Source organism: Pseudomonas sp. S34, assembly GCF_009866745.1.
Taxonomy (GTDB): Bacteria; Pseudomonadota; Gammaproteobacteria; order Pseudomonadales; family Pseudomonadaceae; genus Aquipseudomonas; species Aquipseudomonas jessenii.
In genome coordinates this window covers 2,217,791-2,234,083 of record NZ_CP019398.1, presented here as the reverse complement: position 1 = coordinate 2,234,083, position 16,293 = coordinate 2,217,791, and the positions used below count along the sequence as shown (strand labels likewise).

Sequence of the window (16,293 nt, the reverse complement as noted above, 5' to 3'; positions counted from 1 at the left end):
CTAGCCGCCAAGGGGACGTTGCGTCCCCTTGGCGGCTCGGTGTCAGGTAAACAGATCGACGCCCAACTGGAAGGCGACCCACAGCGCGAGGCCTGTAGCAAAGAGCAGCGCGATGTTTTCAAACAGGTTGTTGCGATATTTCTTGTCCAGCAGCGACTTCTGGTTGGACATGATCAGCAGGCCCAGGGAAATGACCGGCAAGCCAATGATGTTCAACGCGCTGACACCAATGGTCAGGGTTACGAAATCAGGCATGCCTGGCAGCGACCAGATCAACGGCGTCACCAGGATAAAAAGCATGAACCATTTGTGCATCGGATCATGATGAAACTCTTTACCGTACTTTTCGCGACGTTCAGGACGAACGTGTTGGAAGGCATCGGTAATCAGCATCGGGAACGCGGTGGTCTTGCCTGAAATACTGGCAAACAGTGTCGCGAACACGCCAATGAAGAACACATACCAACCAATCGGGCCAAAGAAAATTTCCAGCGCCTTGCCAAGGTCGCCCAAGGTCTTCACCTCGATGCCGTTGGGCCGCAGAATTTCCGCGCCGACGATCCAGATGGCCAGGTTGATGACGATCCCGACGAACACTGCAAACAGCAAATCGTTACGTTGAACACGCTTGTGCTGCGGCCCTACCCAGCCCTTTTGGCGCATGACATACGGATGCACGAAGTTGGCAATGGAGCCTGCAACCGCGCCGATAACCGATACCGCCACCAGCAGCGCGCCATGCACGCCTTCATCCGGCGGGATACTGAAGCCGATGGTGCCTTTAACGATACCGGCGACATCGGGACCTGACATTACGGCCAAGGCAATAAAGGCCAGGGTCATGATCGCCAGCAGCATCTTCATCACGCCTTCGATCATCGAATAAATATTACGACCGACCAGCATCCACACAGCGAGTACCACCGCCAATGAACACAGCAGTGGCTGGTCGATTTTGAACAGCATCGCCAGCGACTCACCCGCCCCCTTGATCATGTAGGCGTTCATCAAGTGCCCCATCAGCAGGGCGTAGACGAGCATGAACCAGGCGAAAAAGGGATTCAGCTGCGCATAGCCTTGCAGGATGGTCATGCCTTGGTTATTGCACAACTGGAAGCGAGCGATGATGTTTACGATCAGGTATCTCAAGAGCAGAGAGACCGCCAGCACCCACATCATTGCGTAACCGTAATTGGCACCGGCCACGGACGACGTGATCAGATCACCTGCGCCCAGCCAGGACAGTACGGCGATGATTCCTGGGCCCAGCAGTTTGAGTATTCGGGAAAATCGATTTTGTGCGGGCGCCGCAGCCTGGCCTTCTACGGAAGGAATGCTCGTCATAGAGGGTATCTCCATTTATTTTTTTTGTGAGAACGAGCGCAGTCGAACACATTAGATACGACGTCGTACAACTAATCTTGAGCGAGTGTGTTTATAAATGTTTCAAGCTCGCGGGTCAGCGCCGGGCTGCGTGGACGGTATCTAACCAGGCTCGGCTCGTGCAAACACTGCGCCTGAGCCACGACGTGTCATTCCAACCTAAGAAAACAGCGATTGATGTCGTTTTAGGATAATCATAGGATGACTGACCACATAAACAAAATAAAGAATCACCCGCAAGTAAACCCCTTCTCTTGGCCGCTGCCGTTTCCACCCAATTCAAATCCGTCCCCACCAAGTGATCATCTGCTCGTTTTTTCACGGCAATGTAATTTTCGAAACCTTCGGATAACGGGCTTCCACGCAGCGCATCGGGGGAAGACAGAGACCAGAATGAAGCGCCTGACACCTGCTTCAATGGCTGCGGCCAAACCAAGTCGTCTTCTAAACAGGCTCATCGCGAACAAATCGTATCAAACCGGACAAGATGTAAGACGCATCCACCCAGAACCAGTCGTTTTGCAGGGGTAAAAACGACCAAAAATAAAAAAGGGTCGCGAGATAAAATCTCGCAACCCTTTGAATTATATGGTCGGGACAGAGTGATTCAAACACTCGCCCCCTAGCACCCCATGCTGGGGGCTGTAGCAGCCTAACCTATTGTTTCTAAACGAATATAGCTACTTACAAGGGTGGCAAAACACCCGCTTTTTTGTGCGTATACAAACGGAAACACGCGGCCTCCAGAGGAGGTTTTGCGCAAGCCGATCCAACAAAAGCGCCTCCAGGCTTATTAGGCAGAAGCGGACACCACAATCGCACCACTCACACGGCCGGGAGAGAAATGTCACCTTCTCGAATTATGGACGAGTCGGTCAACGAAGAACTCCATATGCCCTCTGGGGGTAGCCAGCAAGGGCCAAGCGTCGACCATTAAAGCGATTTCTTGAAATGCTTGGGCGCACTTGGAGCGCGGAAAGTGTTCGTAGACTGCTCGCTGCTTCTGCACTGCCCTACGCGCACATTCATCGTACGGAACCGCTCCCACATACCGCAGGGTTACGTCGAGGAAGCGATCGGTGACTTTGGCCAATTTAGCGAACAGCGCGCGACCTTCCGTCGGGCTCTGCACCATATTGACCAGCACCCGGAAACGGTCCATTCCGTAATCACGATTAAGCAGTTTGATCAGTGCGTAGGCATCGGTGATCGAGGTCGGTTCGTCGCAGACCACCAGCAAGACTTCGTGGGCCGCCCGGACGAGACTGACCACCGACGCGCCGATGCCCGCAGCTGTGTCTATCACCAGCACATCGAGACTGTCGCCGATTTCACTGAAGGCCTGGATCAGGCCTGCGTGCTGAGTCGGAGACAAATGCACCATGCTCTGGATGCCTGAAGCCGCAGGGACGATTCGTATCCCGCCCGGACCGCGCAAAAGTACATCGGATAGCTCACAGCGACCTTCGATTAAATCGGCAAGCGTGTACTGCGGGGAAAGCCCCAACAGGACATCGATATTCGCCAAACCAAGATCGCCATCAAGCAATACGACTCGCCTTCCAAGTTTCGCCAGCGCCAATGAAAGATTCACAGCCACAGTCGTCTTGCCGACGCCGCCCTTTCCGCCGGTCACGGCGATAACTTGTACAGAACGCACACCATCCATGTTATTGATTCCCTTCCATGTGCAACGCGTGCGAGTAGTCGCTCACTATTCCTAGATACGCGATGGTAACTGAAATGTGCAGACACATGGCCACTAGCTATATCACAGGATCACCAGAAACGCTGTAACCCACGACATGGCAATCACGCGAACCAGTACTGCCACTGCTGCGATGCGCTCATCCGCCGAGTAATCGCCTATGCCGAATTCAGACCTGCTCCCTTCCCTGCTATTCAAGATCAACGAAAACCAGCTCGCCCTCGAAGCCGCCATCTTGGAGCATTCGAACTGGGTCGAGCAGCGCGACCGATGTCGCCGACAACGTGCGCGGCGCCCTGGAAGCCATCGACAAAAATGAAGAGCTCATCAAGATGACGTTCGCGCTGATGATGGCGCCGGAGTGACTGCTTTCGGCTGTGGATTCAACCGGTCGATGCAACACAAATAAATTCTGTGTAAGCAGAAGGAGTGTTGCAGATGAAGCAGAGACCTCGGTTCCCGACTGGGAGCGCGGCGCCTACAAAGTTGCCATTATCATTTGTCGTCCATCTTTGTTGACGATTGTGGCCGGCGCTCAGTGCTCTCTTCGGCGTTGGGCGCTTCTGGAAAACTCCCTGGCGTGAACACATGGGTCTGCAAGTCGCTGGCATCGACTTCGGCGACACCATGAACCGAACGGGCCAGACCAATGGCCTGTTCACACTGTCTATGAGTGTTGACGCGGCCGCTTAACCCCACTATGCCCGCATGGGTTTTGACATTGATATGCAGGCTAAGGGTCGGATCGGAAAATGCCAGGGCCGACTTCACCTTGGCGGTAATCCATGCATCGTGAACGGCCATTTCCAGACCATGAGAATAATGCTGGAAGGAGTGAATTTTCATGGCTGAACCCTCTCTCGCGTAATCAGATGTACTGTCCATCCCATTTGCTGTGCTGCCCTCTGCCTGTCAGGTGAACGCTATGGATTCCTGATTCGTTTTGGAGCGCTCGCCACACAAACATTGACAGACATTAATTATAGTACGGCCGTTGCCTGCGGTCAGAGCGCTGTCCCCGTGGACGTCCGTCTTGGTCGCTCTGTGCCAGGCGCAACACCTACAGAGCACTCCAAACGGTCCTTATTGCGATCAGCGCTGATCAACCCATAGCTGCCAATCTCGACCGACAGAAAACGGTCGGTTCTGTTGAAAAAGTCGGTTCGCCCAAACAGCCTGGTCACTTTCTGGCTCACACAAAGGGTAATCGCCTCCTCGCATCATTCTGAGTGTCCGCAATGGGTTGTGGATTCAACCGGTCGATGCAACACAACTAAATTCTGTGTAAGCAGAAGGAGTGTTGCAGATGAAGCAGAGACCTCGGATCTATTACACCGAAAGCCAGAAAAAACTGATGTGGGATCACGGGCAAAAAGGCGACGAATGACTCTAATTGCGCCCCCCAAATAAGACAGATAGAAATTTTTCGTACTAGGCTTCACGAGCGCGTTGAACGGTAAGAGGGATTCGATCCAATCGTTACACCGTTCCCTTGAACCGTCCAGGCTAAAAGTTGGGGGGATTACTGACGAAGTTCCTTGTTGTATTGCTCTCGATGTTTGAGCGGCCGCAACAAGGATCGGAACTTGAGAAAGGAAATCCACATGAATAGGCTCTCGCACCGCACTAGATTGTACCTAGCATGTTCCCTCCTGATGGCAATTAACCTTACCCAGGCAGCGCAGACAGAAAAACCAAACATCCTTTTTATCGTATCCGACGATACCGGCTACGGTGACCTGGGCCCCTATGGCGGCGGTGTGGGTCGCGGCATGCCGACGCCGAGCATCGACGAACTGGCGGCGCAAGGCACAACCTTCTTCTCGTTCTATGCCCAACCCAGTTGCACGCCGGGTCGGGCGGCCATGCAAACCGGGCGCATTCCCAACCGAAGCGGCATGACCACCGTGGCCTTCCAGGGCCAGGGCGGTGGCTTGCCGGCAGCGGAATGGACCTTGGCCTCCGTGCTGAAAACCGGTGGCTACGACACCTACTTCACCGGCAAGTGGCACCTGGGCGAAGCCGATTATGCAATGCCCAACGCCCAGGGTTACGACGTCATGAAATACGTCGGTCTTTATCATCTCAACGCCTACACCTACGCAGATCCCGAATGGTTCCCGGACATGGACCCGGAGACTCGCGCCATGTTCGTCAAGGTGACCAAGGGCGCATTGTCCGGCAAGGCCGGTGAAAAACCGGTCGAGGAGTTCAAGATCAATGGCGAGTATGTTGATACGCCGGTCATTGATGGAAAACCCGGCGTGGTTGGGATTCCCTACTTTGACGGTTATGTCGAGAAAGCCGCAATGGAGTTCCTCGACACCGCCGCCAAATCTGACAAGCCGTTCTTCATCAACGTCAACTTCATGAAGGTGCACCAGCCGAACTTGCCAGCACCGGAGTTCGTGCACAAATCGATCTCCAAATCCAAGTACGCCGACTCGGTGGTGGAACTCGACACCCGCATTGGCCGCATCATGGACAAGTTGAAAGCGCTGGGAATGGATAAAAACACCCTGGTGGTTTACACCACCGATAACGGCGCCTGGCAGGACGTTTATCCGGACGCCGGCTACACGCCCTTCCGCGGCACCAAAGGCACGGTACGTGAAGGTGGCAACCGGGTGCCGGCGATCATGGTTTGGCCGGGCAAAATCAAACCCGCGGTGAAAAACCACGACATCATCGGTGGACTGGACCTGATGGCGACGTTTGCCGCGGTGGCCGGCATCAAACTGCCAGAGAAAGACCGCGAAGGTCAGCCGATCATGTTCGACAGTTACGACATGTCCCCGGTGTTGCTTGGCACCGGCCCATCTCCACGCAAGGAATGGTTCTACTTCACGGAGAACGAACTGTCCCCTGGTGCTGCCCGTGTCGGCAACTTCAAGGCCGTGTTCAACCTGCGCGGCGATAACGGCGCCCAGACCGGTGGCTTGGCGGTCGATTCCAACCTGGGCTGGAAAGGTGAGAGTAAGTACGTGGCGACCGTGCCGCAGGTCTTCGACCTGTTGCAGGATCCGCAGGAACGCTACGACATTTTCATGAGCAACTTCACCGAACGCACCTGGTCGATGGTTCCCATCAGCATCGCGATCAACAACCTGATGAAAACCTACGCCAAGTACCCTCCACGCAAAATGCAAAGCATGACCTACGACGGCCCGGTGGAAATTTCCAAGTACCAGAAATTCCAGTCGGTGCGCGAAGACCTGCAGAAGGAAGGTGTGAACATTCCAATACCTAACTAGCGGTTGGGCGGCAGCCTCATTTGCGGCTGCCGCTTCCCCACTTCTCATAGACAGAAAATTCACTCTGACAATTGGCACCTTGCGAGCGTCCGTTAAGGGTCGATCTCGGTCCTTCGTGACAGGCAGCAATCGGCCGACACTGTGTAAAAACGTTTTCGGCCAGTAATAGCGGGCTGAGTAGTGTCAAATAACGCGTTCCCACGCCAATTTCAGGTCTTCCGACTGACCGCAAACACCGGCTGATTTCACGTAGCAACGCAGAATTCAAAATGGCACCTGCGTTTTTACACAGCCTGGGCCAGAAACAGCCGCTCGAAAGCCGCTTGCGAACATCAAGTCGGAGCTTCGGAGGATATGTTTGTGCTTTGATCATGAGCCAATGCATAACCTTGCGCTGTCAGTGTGGCAGTCAGGTACCGTAATGCTCGACGGAAGACCGGATGACAGTCGGCAAACGGCAAATCATCGAGCGGAGCCCAAAAAAAGCTGAAGGTGTGACCATGGTCATCGAGCGTGCGATGAGTCCATTGCTCCGGCAAAAGTGCATGCGTGTAACACAGTTGAAATGACCATATCTGGTCGAGATGCGCGGCGTCCCAGCAGCCCATATCGCTGACAACCGAGGCAGCTTCTATGCCTGATTCTTCGCTTAATTCACGCAGAGCGGTCTGAGCCGGAGTTTCACCTGTCTCGATTGTCCCTTTGACCAGTTGTACGCCTGCTATTGGATGGCGGAACAGAAGGATGTGTGTGCCAGGAATACTGGAGAGGATGACCGGGCAAGCCTTGTTCGGTGACATGGCGATTTCCTTATCGGCAATGAAGCACACATCTTACGGCCTTATCCGTTACGCGAGCGGCCAGATATTCAGATGTCCGCTTGGGGTCGATCCAAGTCATAAAGCCGCCAATCATCCGCCCCGTGAAAGGCTTCATCGGAAACCTTTTCTGATAGCGCTGAAGGGCGCACTTGTCAGTAAGACGCGTGCACGGGCTTTCCCTTGTGGTTCTAACATGACGTCCGGACGAACAGCGTCATATTTGTCGAAGATCAGCGCCATGGGCCGGCAGTGCCCAGGGCAGGATGCCTTCCTGGAATTCACAAGTTCGGTATGTGCTGCGGGCAAGATGAGGGCTTAGTTAACCATCACCTCGTCCAGTGCCTGCTCGAGGGTGCTGACTGTGCGCTCGATATTGTGCAGCTTTTCGAGTCCGAACAGACCGATGCGGAAGGTTTGGAAGTCGGCCGGCTCGTCGCATTGCAGCGGCACTCCGGCGGCGATCTGCAGGCCGTGGTCGGCAAATTTCTTGCCGCTCTTGATGTCGGCATCATCGGTGTAGCTCACCACTACGCCAGGGGCCTGAAAGCCGGCTGCGGCCACGCTTTTGATGCCTTTGCCGGTCAACATTGCGCGCACCCGATCGCCCAGAGCCTGTTGTTCGCCGCGGATCTTGTCGAAACCGTAGGCTTGCGTCTCTTTCATCACTTCGTTGAATCGCGCGAGGGAATCGCTGGGCATGGTCGCATGGTAGGCATGTCCGCCCTGTTCGTAGGCCTGCATGATCTGAAGCCACTTTTTCAGGTCGCAGGCGAAGCTGCTGCTATGCGTCTGTTCGATGCGCTCGAGGGCCAAAGAACTGAGCATCACCAGGGCGCAGCAAGGGGAGGCGCTCCAGCCTTTCTGCGGTGCGCTTATCAGCAGGTCGACTGCGCATTTGTGCATATCAACCCAAAGCGTGCCTGAGGCAATGCAGTCCAGCACGAACAGGCCTCCCACCGCATGCACGGCGTCGCCGACGGCCCGCAGGTAGTCGTCGGGCAGGATAATCCCTGATGAGGTTTCAACATGGGGGGCGAAGACAATCTGCGGCTTCTGCGCCTGAATGGCTGCCAGCACTTCGTCCAGAGGGGGTGGGGCGTAGGCAGCCTGACGACCAGTCTCGACCGGTCGGGCTTTCAGAACCGTGGTAGCCGCCGGGATGTTGCCCATCTCAAGGATCTGACTCCAGCGATAACTGAACCAGCCGTTGCGTATCACCAGGCATTGCTGGCCGGTGGCAAACTGTCGTGCCACCGCTTCCATGCCGAATGTGCCGCTGCCCGGGACCACCGCTACAGCCTGAGCGTTGTAGACCTGTTTCAGGGTGCTGGAAATGTTCTTCATCACGCCTTGAAATGACTGCGACATATGGTTGAGTGAGCGGTCGGTGTAGACCACCGAGTACTCGACCAGCCCCTCAGGATCGATACTGGGATATAGCTTGGACATGGGTGACTCCTTTGGCAGAGATGTCAGTGGTATCGACCCTGCCCTAAGCTTTGGTAAATGACAAGATTGCTCGGGATTGAATTGCGACTTCTGTCGAGCGGCTGGCATCATCAGGTCGATTACTGGACGTAACAATGCTCGCAGGTGGCTGCTGAGTTGTAGGTGGGTGGGCTTTAAAGGTTCCTACTTCCTTCCGTTCGGTCGATAACGACCAGTTACGAGGGGCAGCAGCCGACCCAAAACGGACAATCTATTAGCAAATGTGTGAATGCGATCAAGCAGATGGTCGGCTATGAAAGTGTGTTGATAGAGTAGCCGTTATGCTTTGGGGCGGCCTATGGAGTCGATGTTTAATGTAAAACAAGAATGGCTAGGTGTATCTCATGAGTGAATATGGGTGGGCGCTCATTACAGCGTTTGTGTTGGTCGTAGGCATGTTCAGGATTGTCACTCGACGCACAGGTAAGCAATTAACTGCTGTGCAATCGATACTGCCAATTCCAATTTCGTTTTTTCTGGCAGCAGTTTTCGTTTCGATATGGCGTGCTGTTTGATCACGACTGGTGGATTGCAGCCCTTCACGATAGGCAGTGCTGGCCTAATTCCGTGCAGAATTACACCGCGATTCTAAAGGGGTAAGGCAAAGTACGCAGAGCCAATGAAACCGGGCACTTCCTTACTTCGGAAATGCCCGGTTTACGCCCTAATTACACGGTCAGTGGTACAAAAATTGGTACAAGATTGATTCCCTCCTACGGCGTCCTGCTGACCGCCCCCTTCATCCATCCCTCACGATTGACAACTGCTAGGCTGCGCCCCCTCCCTCAGTTCAGATTGAGACTCGCGCCGCTCGTTTTCGCAGATCGATTACAACTGCGATACCAGCCAACAAAATTGCAAGGGTGTATGCAAGAAGGCCTAAGTTCACCCCCAGAATCATTTTCTCTGAGCCATCTGTGAGGATCATCGATCCACCGTAAGACTCTCGAAGCCAGTAAGCCATCAAGAACCCGCCAGTAATAAACAATGTAAGAAGACTGGAGAGGCGGAGGTTGCCCTTGAGCCACACAAGCCAAAGGCTAAATGCACCAATTGCAGTATTGGTGAACAATTGCCAGACCTCATGTAGCCGAGCGTGGGGCTCCCAAGCCTGGTTAAAAACATGGGTATCATTGAGCTCTAACACCGGTACAACGACGGCGTAGAAGACAATCCCAATAGTCACGAGTAGCTTCGGTATCATTTGAAACCTCCCTGTTATTGTTAGAGCGGGCTGGCCAGTCATCCAACGTGGATGAATGCACAGTAACGTGAACTGCCCTTCCGTAGTAGCCTCCTGCCTTCACGCAACGGATACCCCCAGTCCTTTGCCTGCAAACCCAAGGACTGGGATTGCGCCAATTTCGGCGCGGTTATGACCTTGAGGTCAATGTGTCAGAAGCAGGTAACCAAGCAATGCAAGACCCGTTCAAAATGGGTGTTTTAACGTCGCTTCTACGTCGCAGCGTTCCGTGCAAGTATTGGGCTTTGGGGAAATTCGCCCCCCTTACCCCGCCTCATCCGCTTCCTGTTCGTCAGACCAGCATTTTGCCTCGGGCTTCCTTCAGATTCGCAGTCACCCGCGACACCCTTGCCTCTGGCTGACACTTCCTCTTGCCGGGTGTGTAGAGGACTTTCACCTCCAAGTCACCAGCGTGACCACCACAGCCGAGCTGGTTGCGCTTGCGCGCAACGCACCCTGCCTGGCGCACGCATAAAAAACCCCGGCGGCTGCCAGGGCTTGATTCAAAGCATGTAGACCCGTGCGGATGGACGGGCCCTTTGGGTTACTTGCGTTTAGATTTTGCTGTGTCAGTCCTCTTGATCTATCTGATCAAGAAAATCAACGTCATCATCCTCTTCGTCAAAAATTGCTTGAGCGTCTTCTTCGACCCATGACTCGTCATCATGGAATTCATGATCGAGCAGATGGTCGTGCTCAGGCTCGGGAATATCTCGTTCTTCGCTCATGACTTACCGAAACAAAAATTGAAAGAACGGATTGTATATGCAGATCCTTTCCCTCAGTCAACGATCACGAAACAACAACGCGCTCACCCTTGAGCAGGCAGCAGACGCAAAAGCAGCGCCTTGGTCCCGCCAGTTGGTTTGCCGTTATTTGATGCCCGCCCGCTCGAACGCCAGTGGTTCAAGAGCCTTCATCTGTACCAGGGTCAGCGGTGAGAAGTTGCGATCAAGCTGCAGCTCGGAGAACCGTTCGATGCTCAGGTCACCTTCGCGGAAAAGCTTGGCGCGAACCCGATCAAGCAAATCACCGCCACAACGGCCTTTACGATTTCCATTGCCGGCTTATCCGCTTCGCCCTGAGCCGCCTTTCTTCGCTCGTATGCCATCTTCCCAGCCATAACCCTACGCGGATTTTTGAGTTAGTCAGGTTTGCTTGAACGCCCCATTACTGCTCCTTCGGCCGGCCCCAGTGCAGGTTATCCGTAATACACCATCCGAAATCAAATTGCCACCATGCTGCATCCGGTCACGGAGGGCGGCGCCTACCCGAGGCAACAGCTATGCCAATCGCAGCAGATACCGCCGAGTTCCTTGAAGAACTGAACGGCGGTGCATTCGCCAATGCTGACACTCGGCACCTTCGATCCAAAATGAAAAACAGGTAACCCGTCCGATACAGCGGGTTACCCCTTCAACCGGATGGCTCACCTATATTTGTTGCATCCGGCCGCGGAGGACTACTCCATCTTGATTGATGGTCGGTCGGCGCAACTCTGGATCGTTTTCATTGAGGCACCGAAACTGCAACTCGGCATTGGCATAGCGATCGTAACCAGAATCCCTGGACGCATCTTTTACCGGCATCAGCTGCTTGCCTTTGCTCTCACAGAAAGCATTGGCCTCTTGATATAGCTCAGCCTTTACAGCTCCTCCGCCAAAGGTCGTGAAGCTCCCATCCTTCGCGATCATGTAGGTGTCTCGCCCCATCGGCACAACACCTGGTCCTGAACAACCGGTTATGAACAGGGCAATCGTTGAAACCAGTAACAGGCGCATTTGCGCGCTCCATGCGTGAGTGATGGCGAATCATATGGCTATCACCTTGCCACTTCACCATTTTTCATACTGCCGCATCCGGTCACGGAGGACGGCGCCTGACAGGAGATAGCCATGAGGACATTTGCCGTATTCGGAATGAATGAGTACTTCGCCCGCGAAGAGGCGAAACGCAAGGTTCGGGACTTCAAGATCGAGAAAGGCAAGCGGATCGAACTGTCCATGAGCCAGTGGCTCCAGGCTGTCGAAGATCGCGTAGTCAAGATCATGGATGGCAAGCGAGTCGCCCAGCTCAGCAGCATGTTCGATGCCCCCCAGTACGCCGCCGATAACACCGAGCGTATTCACAAGCCGGGACGGTGCCGAGACGTAGTCATCAGAGCGAAGGTCAAGCTGCCGCAGAACGATGCAAAACGGAAGTCGGCGACCAGGCTTTCGTGGATGGACCACTCACTCGAATCGACAGCGGCAGCCTGATCCGCCCTCACCTATTGCACTGAACGCATCGGCAGACGGGCAGTTGTCACGATTTAAAATCTTGGTAGGTCGCTGATCATTCTGCCTGGATTAGCACGTTCTTCGGTTACGGTCACCTCGCCACTTTGCAAGTGACATTCCAGAAGCTTTCCACCTGACACCGTCCCGATGCCCGCTTCGAATGTCATCTCAACAACGTCGCCATCGCGAATAGCCGCAATGATGTCTTCCATCGAAGCTATGTGTGGTTTTTCAAGAAATCTTCCTCTGCTGACGCTGGGGTCAATCTTTGCCCACATGAAGAGCTCTATTTCAGCGGCATCGTTGATTCGAACGGCTGAAACCACATAATGCGCCATAGACTCACCTTGAAGAATCTACCTTCTCGATCTGTTCAAACCTCAGCATAACTCCTCACCTATTGAGCTACGAGCTCAGCCATTGCCTCGGTCGTACCAGTTGTTAGCCAACGCTACGGGGATCGTTACCGTCTTCGCCTTATTGAGTTTTTGACAAGCTGCAGAAGCTTTTTCTATCTCATTACCAAAGTAAGCCAACCAATCGCCGCTCGCCTGTTGATCTAGCTGGCACAGGTAGGTTCCCACCTCGCCCTCAGTCAAGCCTGAAACCTCTGCAATCAACTTATTGCTTGGTTTTTTGACCATTTTTCCTCCTTGATCCAGCGATATGCCGGGTCATCAACCAATAGCCCACTTCAACGAATCATGCCAGCCGGCGAGGCGGCGTCCACCTGGAAAACAATCATGACCATCACCGCGCCGGTCATACGCTCCCACGGAGCGAAACCATCTCAGAGCAGAAATCGCGAAGCATTTCTTCCAGCATCAGGTGACATTTCAAGATGAGTGTTATGTCATCCATCTGCGACGAAAAGTGCTTTTCCAATCGATTGTCGTGTTTCCTGCTGGACCCTACATTGACCATACAGCCCCCTATCAGACGGCATTTCTTCAATGGGTTTTGCGCCAGTTTTGCGCAGGCACAAAAAAGCCGATCTAGCTGATCGGCTTAAGTGTCTGATTTTACTCAGGAATAATGGTCGGGACGGAGTGATTCGAACACTCGACCCCTAGCACCCCATGCTTGAAAATGGGCACAAGGCCCAGCATTTACTGGCTCTTCTTCCGGCGCTCGCTGCAAACGGTGCCTTACAGAGTTGAACAGGAAACAGCGAATCCCCGAAAAAGTCCCCACACCCATTTGGGACCATCCCCGGCGTTCTGCCGACCTAAAACTCCCCTGCTACGCTGACCTCATAACCGAGGATTCGCGATGCCAAACTCAGACCTACTCCCTTCCCTGCTGTTCAAGCTCAACGAAAACCAGCTCGCCCTGGAAGCCGCCATCATGGAGCTTTCGAACTGGGTCGAGCAGCGCGGTGCGGTCGGTGTGGCCGACAACGTACGCGGCGCCTTGGAAGCCATCGACAAGAACGAGGAATTCATCAAAATGACGCTCGCGGTGATGATGGCGCCGGAGTGAAACTCATCGACGACAAACACGGCCCAAGCAACCCATATTGGGGACTATAGCTACATAACTAATTGTTTTATAAGGATAACATCACATTTTTTAGCGTGGCAAAACATCCGATTTTTTGTGCTTATGCAAACGTAAACATGCGGCCTCCAGAGGAGGTTTTGCGCACCTCACTGCGCTCGCCTGAGCAGTATGGATGAGAGGTGTAAAAAGCTGTTGGACCTGGTTTAGTATCTGAATTCAAATCGCTAAAATCACACATTTCTTCGCGCCCCATATAGGAATAAAAAGTGTCAAAACCCGGAAATGAAATCGGTGACCACAACCTATTGATCGATGAACACAACGCCGCCCAGGAACGAGTCAAGGAGCGCGCTCAGGAAATCGTGAAGATGTTTTTCCTGGTAAGCGGTGGCGCACTTGCGGTTTGTGCCGGGTTCTTCTCAGCAGGCGTAGCGCTGCCATCTGAAACTATCTTTCCAGTCCGTGGTGCGTGGGTGAGTCTTACCGCAGGAATGATAATGATCGGATTCACACTATTGCTCATGCTGGGGCAAGACGTCAGCTTCGGCAATCTCAATAGTCGACAGATTGACACTGGCGAGCAATCACCAGATACATCAGATTGGTGGGATATCGGTATATGGGCTTCTGGCCTAATCGGATTTATATGTTTTTGCATCGGTATGTGTTTCTTCACATATGCTGCTTGGATTTATGTGACACCTACCCTGGTTACTTCATAAACAATTGGGTATGTTCTAGTTCACAGTCACTTTGACAACCACCATGTCAAGGTGACCCCGAAACCAACGCAAGCAATTGATTCAAAAGGAAAAGCAGGTGATTTTACAGAGGTGCAAAACCACTACATCACCCTATAAGAATCAATAACTTAGCGTTGTATATTCCTACAGTAGTTGATGAGCTCAGCCTAAATGACGATGCTGCTCACCACCTTGTACACAGCTAGCCCCGCAGTGAACACCACAAGACAAATCACAAAAAACCGCCAAAGAGACATCTCTATCCTCCCAATTGAAGGGCTAATCCTACCTCGAAGCGCTGAAGCGGCAAAGCGGGATCGAATCACTCATCCTGGCAGGCCGATGCTAGCCCGGTGTCAAAGCCTGGGATACCGTATAGGAATCGCCAAAGGCCTTTATAATCAAGGCCTTGAGCTACAAATCAGCTACGAAATTCAGCGTCTTTTGCGACTTTTTAGAACCCAATTGTTGGCGCCGACGCAGAATTGACCCAGTTACCGAGATGTCACTGACCCAGCCTGATTCCTCGCGAACCAATACCTGTGCTGGATTTGTGCGGATTTGAAGATGGGTCAGTCTTGCGTCGGCACGTGGGGCAATTCGGCATCGGCGTCAACACTGGTGCGATTGCTTCTAGATCGCTAGCGGCTGGGGGAACCCGTGGAGCATCAGGACGGCATCGCCATCCCCCGCTGTAAAGCATACGATCTCAGTGCTGCTTCATCGTGAAAGCCTTTAAACATCGAACCTAAGCTCCGCAATACCCCAGGGGCTTTGTTGGCGTTGAGTCTATCGGCGAGACAAAGGACGACCCGAGCGGCGGCAAAAACTGAGTGCAACACCTGACCGCTTCGGTAGGGTGTTGCCATGTATTATCACGAACTCAGCGTTGAAGAGCGCGTCACGATCCAGATCGGCCAACTGCACGACATGAGCCAGAGCGAGATCGTCCGTCTGTTGAACTTTGGCCCCGACTGGCGGGGCTTTCGTTAACCTGGGCGACATATCCTATTGGTTTGCCTTGTGGTTCGCTTCTTCGCGCCAGTTGCTTTCAGCGCTAGCCTTGGTGGAACCACGAACATCTATTAGGCCACCGCGAAATTCCGCATACGCACTGTATGACTTCCCATCCTTAACTACCCAACCCTGGATCTGCTCACCGTCAATCATGATTGAAAACTCAACTGCTGCGCTCATAGCCTACGGCCTCATGTGGTTACTGATGAGGCCAGCATGCCGTCACGACAGTGAGCAATGAGCTATTCCTCGAACTTCAGGCTTGGAATATTCCGGTGGTTCTGAGTCGATTGCGGTCCCACGCTCTATCAACAGCAGCTGGGAATTCATCAGATAAAATCCACAGGTCCCGATCGTCACGGCGGCGACAATCCCCATTGGGGAAACGCCAAGAATCGTTCTTCGCCACATACACGGGGTGCGCACCGTAGATATTCAGATGTTCAGCAGCCCCATGGGCACGCTCGGCGATGACGTAACGAACTCCGTCGACCAAGGCAGGCAATCGCGAGAAATCCCGCAACAAGTCCTCAGAATTCAGAGTGTCCATAGAGGATAAATTCCTACAGGTTTACGTTGATCGCGAACACCAGGACAGGCTCAGAGCCAAAGTGCGGGTGAGTGATAGTAGTCACGCGATATCCGCGCCATGGAAGAGACAATCGCCGGGTTTGATCACCACGCGCTGGGTAGCCCTTGGTCAGCTCGATGCGTTCATAGCTTCGGCCTTCCAAGCGCTTACGCCAATACGGCGTTAGCAGGCGAAATTCTTCAGGCTTGGTGCCCGCCTTGATCACGTCGAAGTATTCGCCCTTGAGGGCCAGTGTCCGCGTAGCCAAGTGTGGATAGTTGAT

Annotated in this window: 17 protein-coding genes and 3 pseudogenes; 6 read left to right on the top strand and 14 right to left on the bottom strand. The window is 53.6% G+C overall.

The window, feature by feature from the left end:
* Positions 1 to 42 precede the first annotated feature (42 nt).
* The 3 genes and pseudogenes from PspS34_RS09985 to PspS34_RS09980 all read right to left on the bottom strand — a co-directional run bounded on the left by PspS34_RS09985 (position 43) and on the right by PspS34_RS09980 (position 3,052).
* Positions 43 to 1,344, bottom strand: coding sequence for an Nramp family divalent metal transporter (locus tag PspS34_RS09985; protein WP_150812736.1), 1,302 nt, complete (start codon positions 1,342 to 1,344; stop codon positions 43 to 45).
* A 310-nt stretch (positions 1,345 to 1,654) separates the two neighbouring features.
* A pseudogene (locus PspS34_RS28890) lies at positions 1,655 to 1,814 on the bottom strand (NAD(P)H-binding protein); the annotation flags it as partial.
* A 416-nt stretch (positions 1,815 to 2,230) separates the two neighbouring features.
* Positions 2,231 to 3,052, bottom strand: a complete 822-nt coding sequence (locus tag PspS34_RS09980) for a MinD/ParA family protein (RefSeq protein WP_150812735.1) — start codon at positions 3,050 to 3,052, stop codon at positions 2,231 to 2,233.
* Between the two features lie 199 nt (positions 3,053 to 3,251).
* Here PspS34_RS09980 and PspS34_RS28505 point away from each other — a divergent pair.
* Positions 3,252 to 3,456 (top strand): annotated as a pseudogene (locus PspS34_RS28505) (hypothetical protein).
* A 130-nt stretch (positions 3,457 to 3,586) separates the two neighbouring features.
* Here PspS34_RS28505 and PspS34_RS09975 read toward each other — a convergent pair.
* A complete protein-coding gene (locus PspS34_RS09975) occupies positions 3,587 to 3,937 on the bottom strand; it encodes a BON domain-containing protein (RefSeq protein ID WP_150812540.1) in 351 nt (116 codons plus the stop codon).
* Positions 3,938 to 4,695: 758 nt separating this feature from the next.
* On the opposite strand from PspS34_RS09975, the gene PspS34_RS09970 reads away from it, so the two are divergent.
* Positions 4,696 to 6,345: an arylsulfatase gene (locus tag PspS34_RS09970; RefSeq protein ID WP_150812539.1), complete on the top strand. Its 1,650-nt coding sequence runs from the start codon at positions 4,696 to 4,698 to the stop codon at positions 6,343 to 6,345.
* 332 nt (positions 6,346 to 6,677) lie between these two features.
* On the opposite strand, the gene PspS34_RS09965 is transcribed toward PspS34_RS09970, so the two are convergent.
* The 6 genes and pseudogenes from PspS34_RS09965 to PspS34_RS09945 form a co-directional block, all read right to left on the bottom strand.
* The gene (locus tag PspS34_RS09965; RefSeq protein ID WP_154860567.1) at positions 6,678 to 7,145 is read right to left on the bottom strand and encodes an NUDIX domain-containing protein; all 468 of its coding nucleotides are present in this window, start codon (positions 7,143 to 7,145) and stop codon (positions 6,678 to 6,680) included.
* A 336-nt stretch (positions 7,146 to 7,481) separates the two neighbouring features.
* A complete protein-coding gene (locus PspS34_RS09960) occupies positions 7,482 to 8,615 on the bottom strand; it encodes an aminotransferase class V-fold PLP-dependent enzyme (protein ID WP_154860568.1) in 1,134 nt (377 codons plus the stop codon).
* Positions 8,616 to 9,444: 829 nt separating this feature from the next.
* Positions 9,445 to 9,858: a hypothetical protein gene (locus PspS34_RS09955; protein WP_150812535.1), complete on the bottom strand. Its 414-nt coding sequence runs from the start codon at positions 9,856 to 9,858 to the stop codon at positions 9,445 to 9,447.
* A gap of 608 nt (positions 9,859 to 10,466) precedes the next feature.
* Positions 10,467 to 10,625, bottom strand: a complete 159-nt coding sequence (locus PspS34_RS28255) for a hypothetical protein (protein WP_174245509.1) — start codon at positions 10,623 to 10,625, stop codon at positions 10,467 to 10,469.
* Positions 10,626 to 10,769: 144 nt separating this feature from the next.
* Positions 10,770 to 10,913: pseudogene (locus PspS34_RS09950) on the bottom strand (phage head morphogenesis protein); the annotation flags it as partial.
* Between the two features lie 417 nt (positions 10,914 to 11,330).
* Complete coding sequence (locus tag PspS34_RS09945) at positions 11,331 to 11,678, bottom strand: hypothetical protein (RefSeq protein WP_154860570.1); 348 nt, start codon at positions 11,676 to 11,678, stop codon at positions 11,331 to 11,333.
* A 114-nt stretch (positions 11,679 to 11,792) separates the two neighbouring features.
* On the opposite strand from PspS34_RS09945, the gene PspS34_RS09940 reads away from it, so the two are divergent.
* On the top strand, positions 11,793 to 12,155 hold the full coding sequence (locus PspS34_RS09940) for a hypothetical protein (RefSeq protein ID WP_154860571.1): 363 nt from the start codon (positions 11,793 to 11,795) through the stop codon (positions 12,153 to 12,155).
* A 53-nt stretch (positions 12,156 to 12,208) separates the two neighbouring features.
* On the opposite strand, the gene PspS34_RS09935 is transcribed toward PspS34_RS09940, so the two are convergent.
* The gene (locus tag PspS34_RS09935) at positions 12,209 to 12,514 is read right to left on the bottom strand and encodes a hypothetical protein (protein WP_154860572.1); all 306 of its coding nucleotides are present in this window, start codon (positions 12,512 to 12,514) and stop codon (positions 12,209 to 12,211) included.
* A gap of 75 nt (positions 12,515 to 12,589) precedes the next feature.
* Entirely contained in the window at positions 12,590 to 12,820 is a 231-nt protein-coding gene (locus PspS34_RS09930) for a hypothetical protein (protein ID WP_150812531.1), read from the bottom strand.
* 628 nt (positions 12,821 to 13,448) lie between these two features.
* Here PspS34_RS09930 and PspS34_RS09925 point away from each other — a divergent pair.
* From PspS34_RS09925 to PspS34_RS28250, 3 genes are all read left to right on the top strand, one after another.
* A complete protein-coding gene (locus tag PspS34_RS09925; protein WP_159389648.1) occupies positions 13,449 to 13,658 on the top strand; it encodes a hypothetical protein in 210 nt (69 codons plus the stop codon).
* 287 nt (positions 13,659 to 13,945) lie between these two features.
* Positions 13,946 to 14,401: a hypothetical protein gene (locus tag PspS34_RS09920; RefSeq protein ID WP_159389647.1), complete on the top strand. Its 456-nt coding sequence runs from the start codon at positions 13,946 to 13,948 to the stop codon at positions 14,399 to 14,401.
* Between the two features lie 888 nt (positions 14,402 to 15,289).
* Positions 15,290 to 15,415 (top strand): helix-turn-helix domain-containing protein, encoded by a 126-nt coding sequence (locus PspS34_RS28250; RefSeq protein WP_169721036.1) that lies wholly within the window; start codon positions 15,290 to 15,292, stop codon positions 15,413 to 15,415.
* 280 nt (positions 15,416 to 15,695) lie between these two features.
* Here the strand turns inward: PspS34_RS28250 and PspS34_RS09915 are convergent, their stop codons facing one another.
* A complete protein-coding gene (locus PspS34_RS09915) occupies positions 15,696 to 15,989 on the bottom strand; it encodes a hypothetical protein (RefSeq protein ID WP_090454537.1) in 294 nt (97 codons plus the stop codon).
* A gap of 13 nt (positions 15,990 to 16,002) precedes the next feature.
* Positions 16,003 to 16,278, bottom strand: coding sequence for an ASCH domain-containing protein (locus PspS34_RS09910; protein WP_159389646.1), 276 nt, complete (start codon positions 16,276 to 16,278; stop codon positions 16,003 to 16,005).
* Positions 16,279 to 16,293: the final 15 nt, after the last annotated feature.

What these genes read in the sequence shown, in the direction of transcription:
- PspS34_RS09945 (WP_154860570.1), bottom strand. Translation starts at nt 11,678, where the DNA reads ATGCGCCTGTTACTGGTTTCAACGATTGCCCTGTTCATAACCGGTTGT.
- PspS34_RS09975 (WP_150812540.1), bottom strand. Translation starts at nt 3,937, where the DNA reads ATGAAAATTCACTCCTTCCAGCATTATTCTCATGGTCTGGAAATGGCC.
- PspS34_RS28250 (WP_169721036.1), top strand. Translation starts at nt 15,290, where the DNA reads ATGTATTATCACGAACTCAGCGTTGAAGAGCGCGTCACGATCCAGATC.
- PspS34_RS28255 (WP_174245509.1), bottom strand. Translation starts at nt 10,625, where the DNA reads ATGAGCGAAGAACGAGATATTCCCGAGCCTGAGCACGACCATCTGCTC.
- PspS34_RS09970 (WP_150812539.1), top strand. Translation starts at nt 4,696, where the DNA reads ATGAATAGGCTCTCGCACCGCACTAGATTGTACCTAGCATGTTCCCTC.
- PspS34_RS09940 (WP_154860571.1), top strand. Translation starts at nt 11,793, where the DNA reads ATGAGGACATTTGCCGTATTCGGAATGAATGAGTACTTCGCCCGCGAA.
- PspS34_RS09930 (WP_150812531.1), bottom strand. Translation starts at nt 12,820, where the DNA reads ATGGTCAAAAAACCAAGCAATAAGTTGATTGCAGAGGTTTCAGGCTTG.
- PspS34_RS09925 (WP_159389648.1), top strand. Translation starts at nt 13,449, where the DNA reads ATGCCAAACTCAGACCTACTCCCTTCCCTGCTGTTCAAGCTCAACGAA.
- PspS34_RS09915 (WP_090454537.1), bottom strand. Translation starts at nt 15,989, where the DNA reads ATGGACACTCTGAATTCTGAGGACTTGTTGCGGGATTTCTCGCGATTG.
- PspS34_RS09980 (WP_150812735.1), bottom strand. Translation starts at nt 3,052, where the DNA reads ATGGATGGTGTGCGTTCTGTACAAGTTATCGCCGTGACCGGCGGAAAG.
- PspS34_RS09965 (WP_154860567.1), bottom strand. Translation starts at nt 7,145, where the DNA reads ATGTCACCGAACAAGGCTTGCCCGGTCATCCTCTCCAGTATTCCTGGC.
- PspS34_RS09935 (WP_154860572.1), bottom strand. Translation starts at nt 12,514, where the DNA reads ATGGCGCATTATGTGGTTTCAGCCGTTCGAATCAACGATGCCGCTGAA.
- PspS34_RS09955 (WP_150812535.1), bottom strand. Translation starts at nt 9,858, where the DNA reads ATGATACCGAAGCTACTCGTGACTATTGGGATTGTCTTCTACGCCGTC.
- PspS34_RS09985 (WP_150812736.1), bottom strand. Translation starts at nt 1,344, where the DNA reads ATGACGAGCATTCCTTCCGTAGAAGGCCAGGCTGCGGCGCCCGCACAA.
- PspS34_RS09960 (WP_154860568.1), bottom strand. Translation starts at nt 8,615, where the DNA reads ATGTCCAAGCTATATCCCAGTATCGATCCTGAGGGGCTGGTCGAGTAC.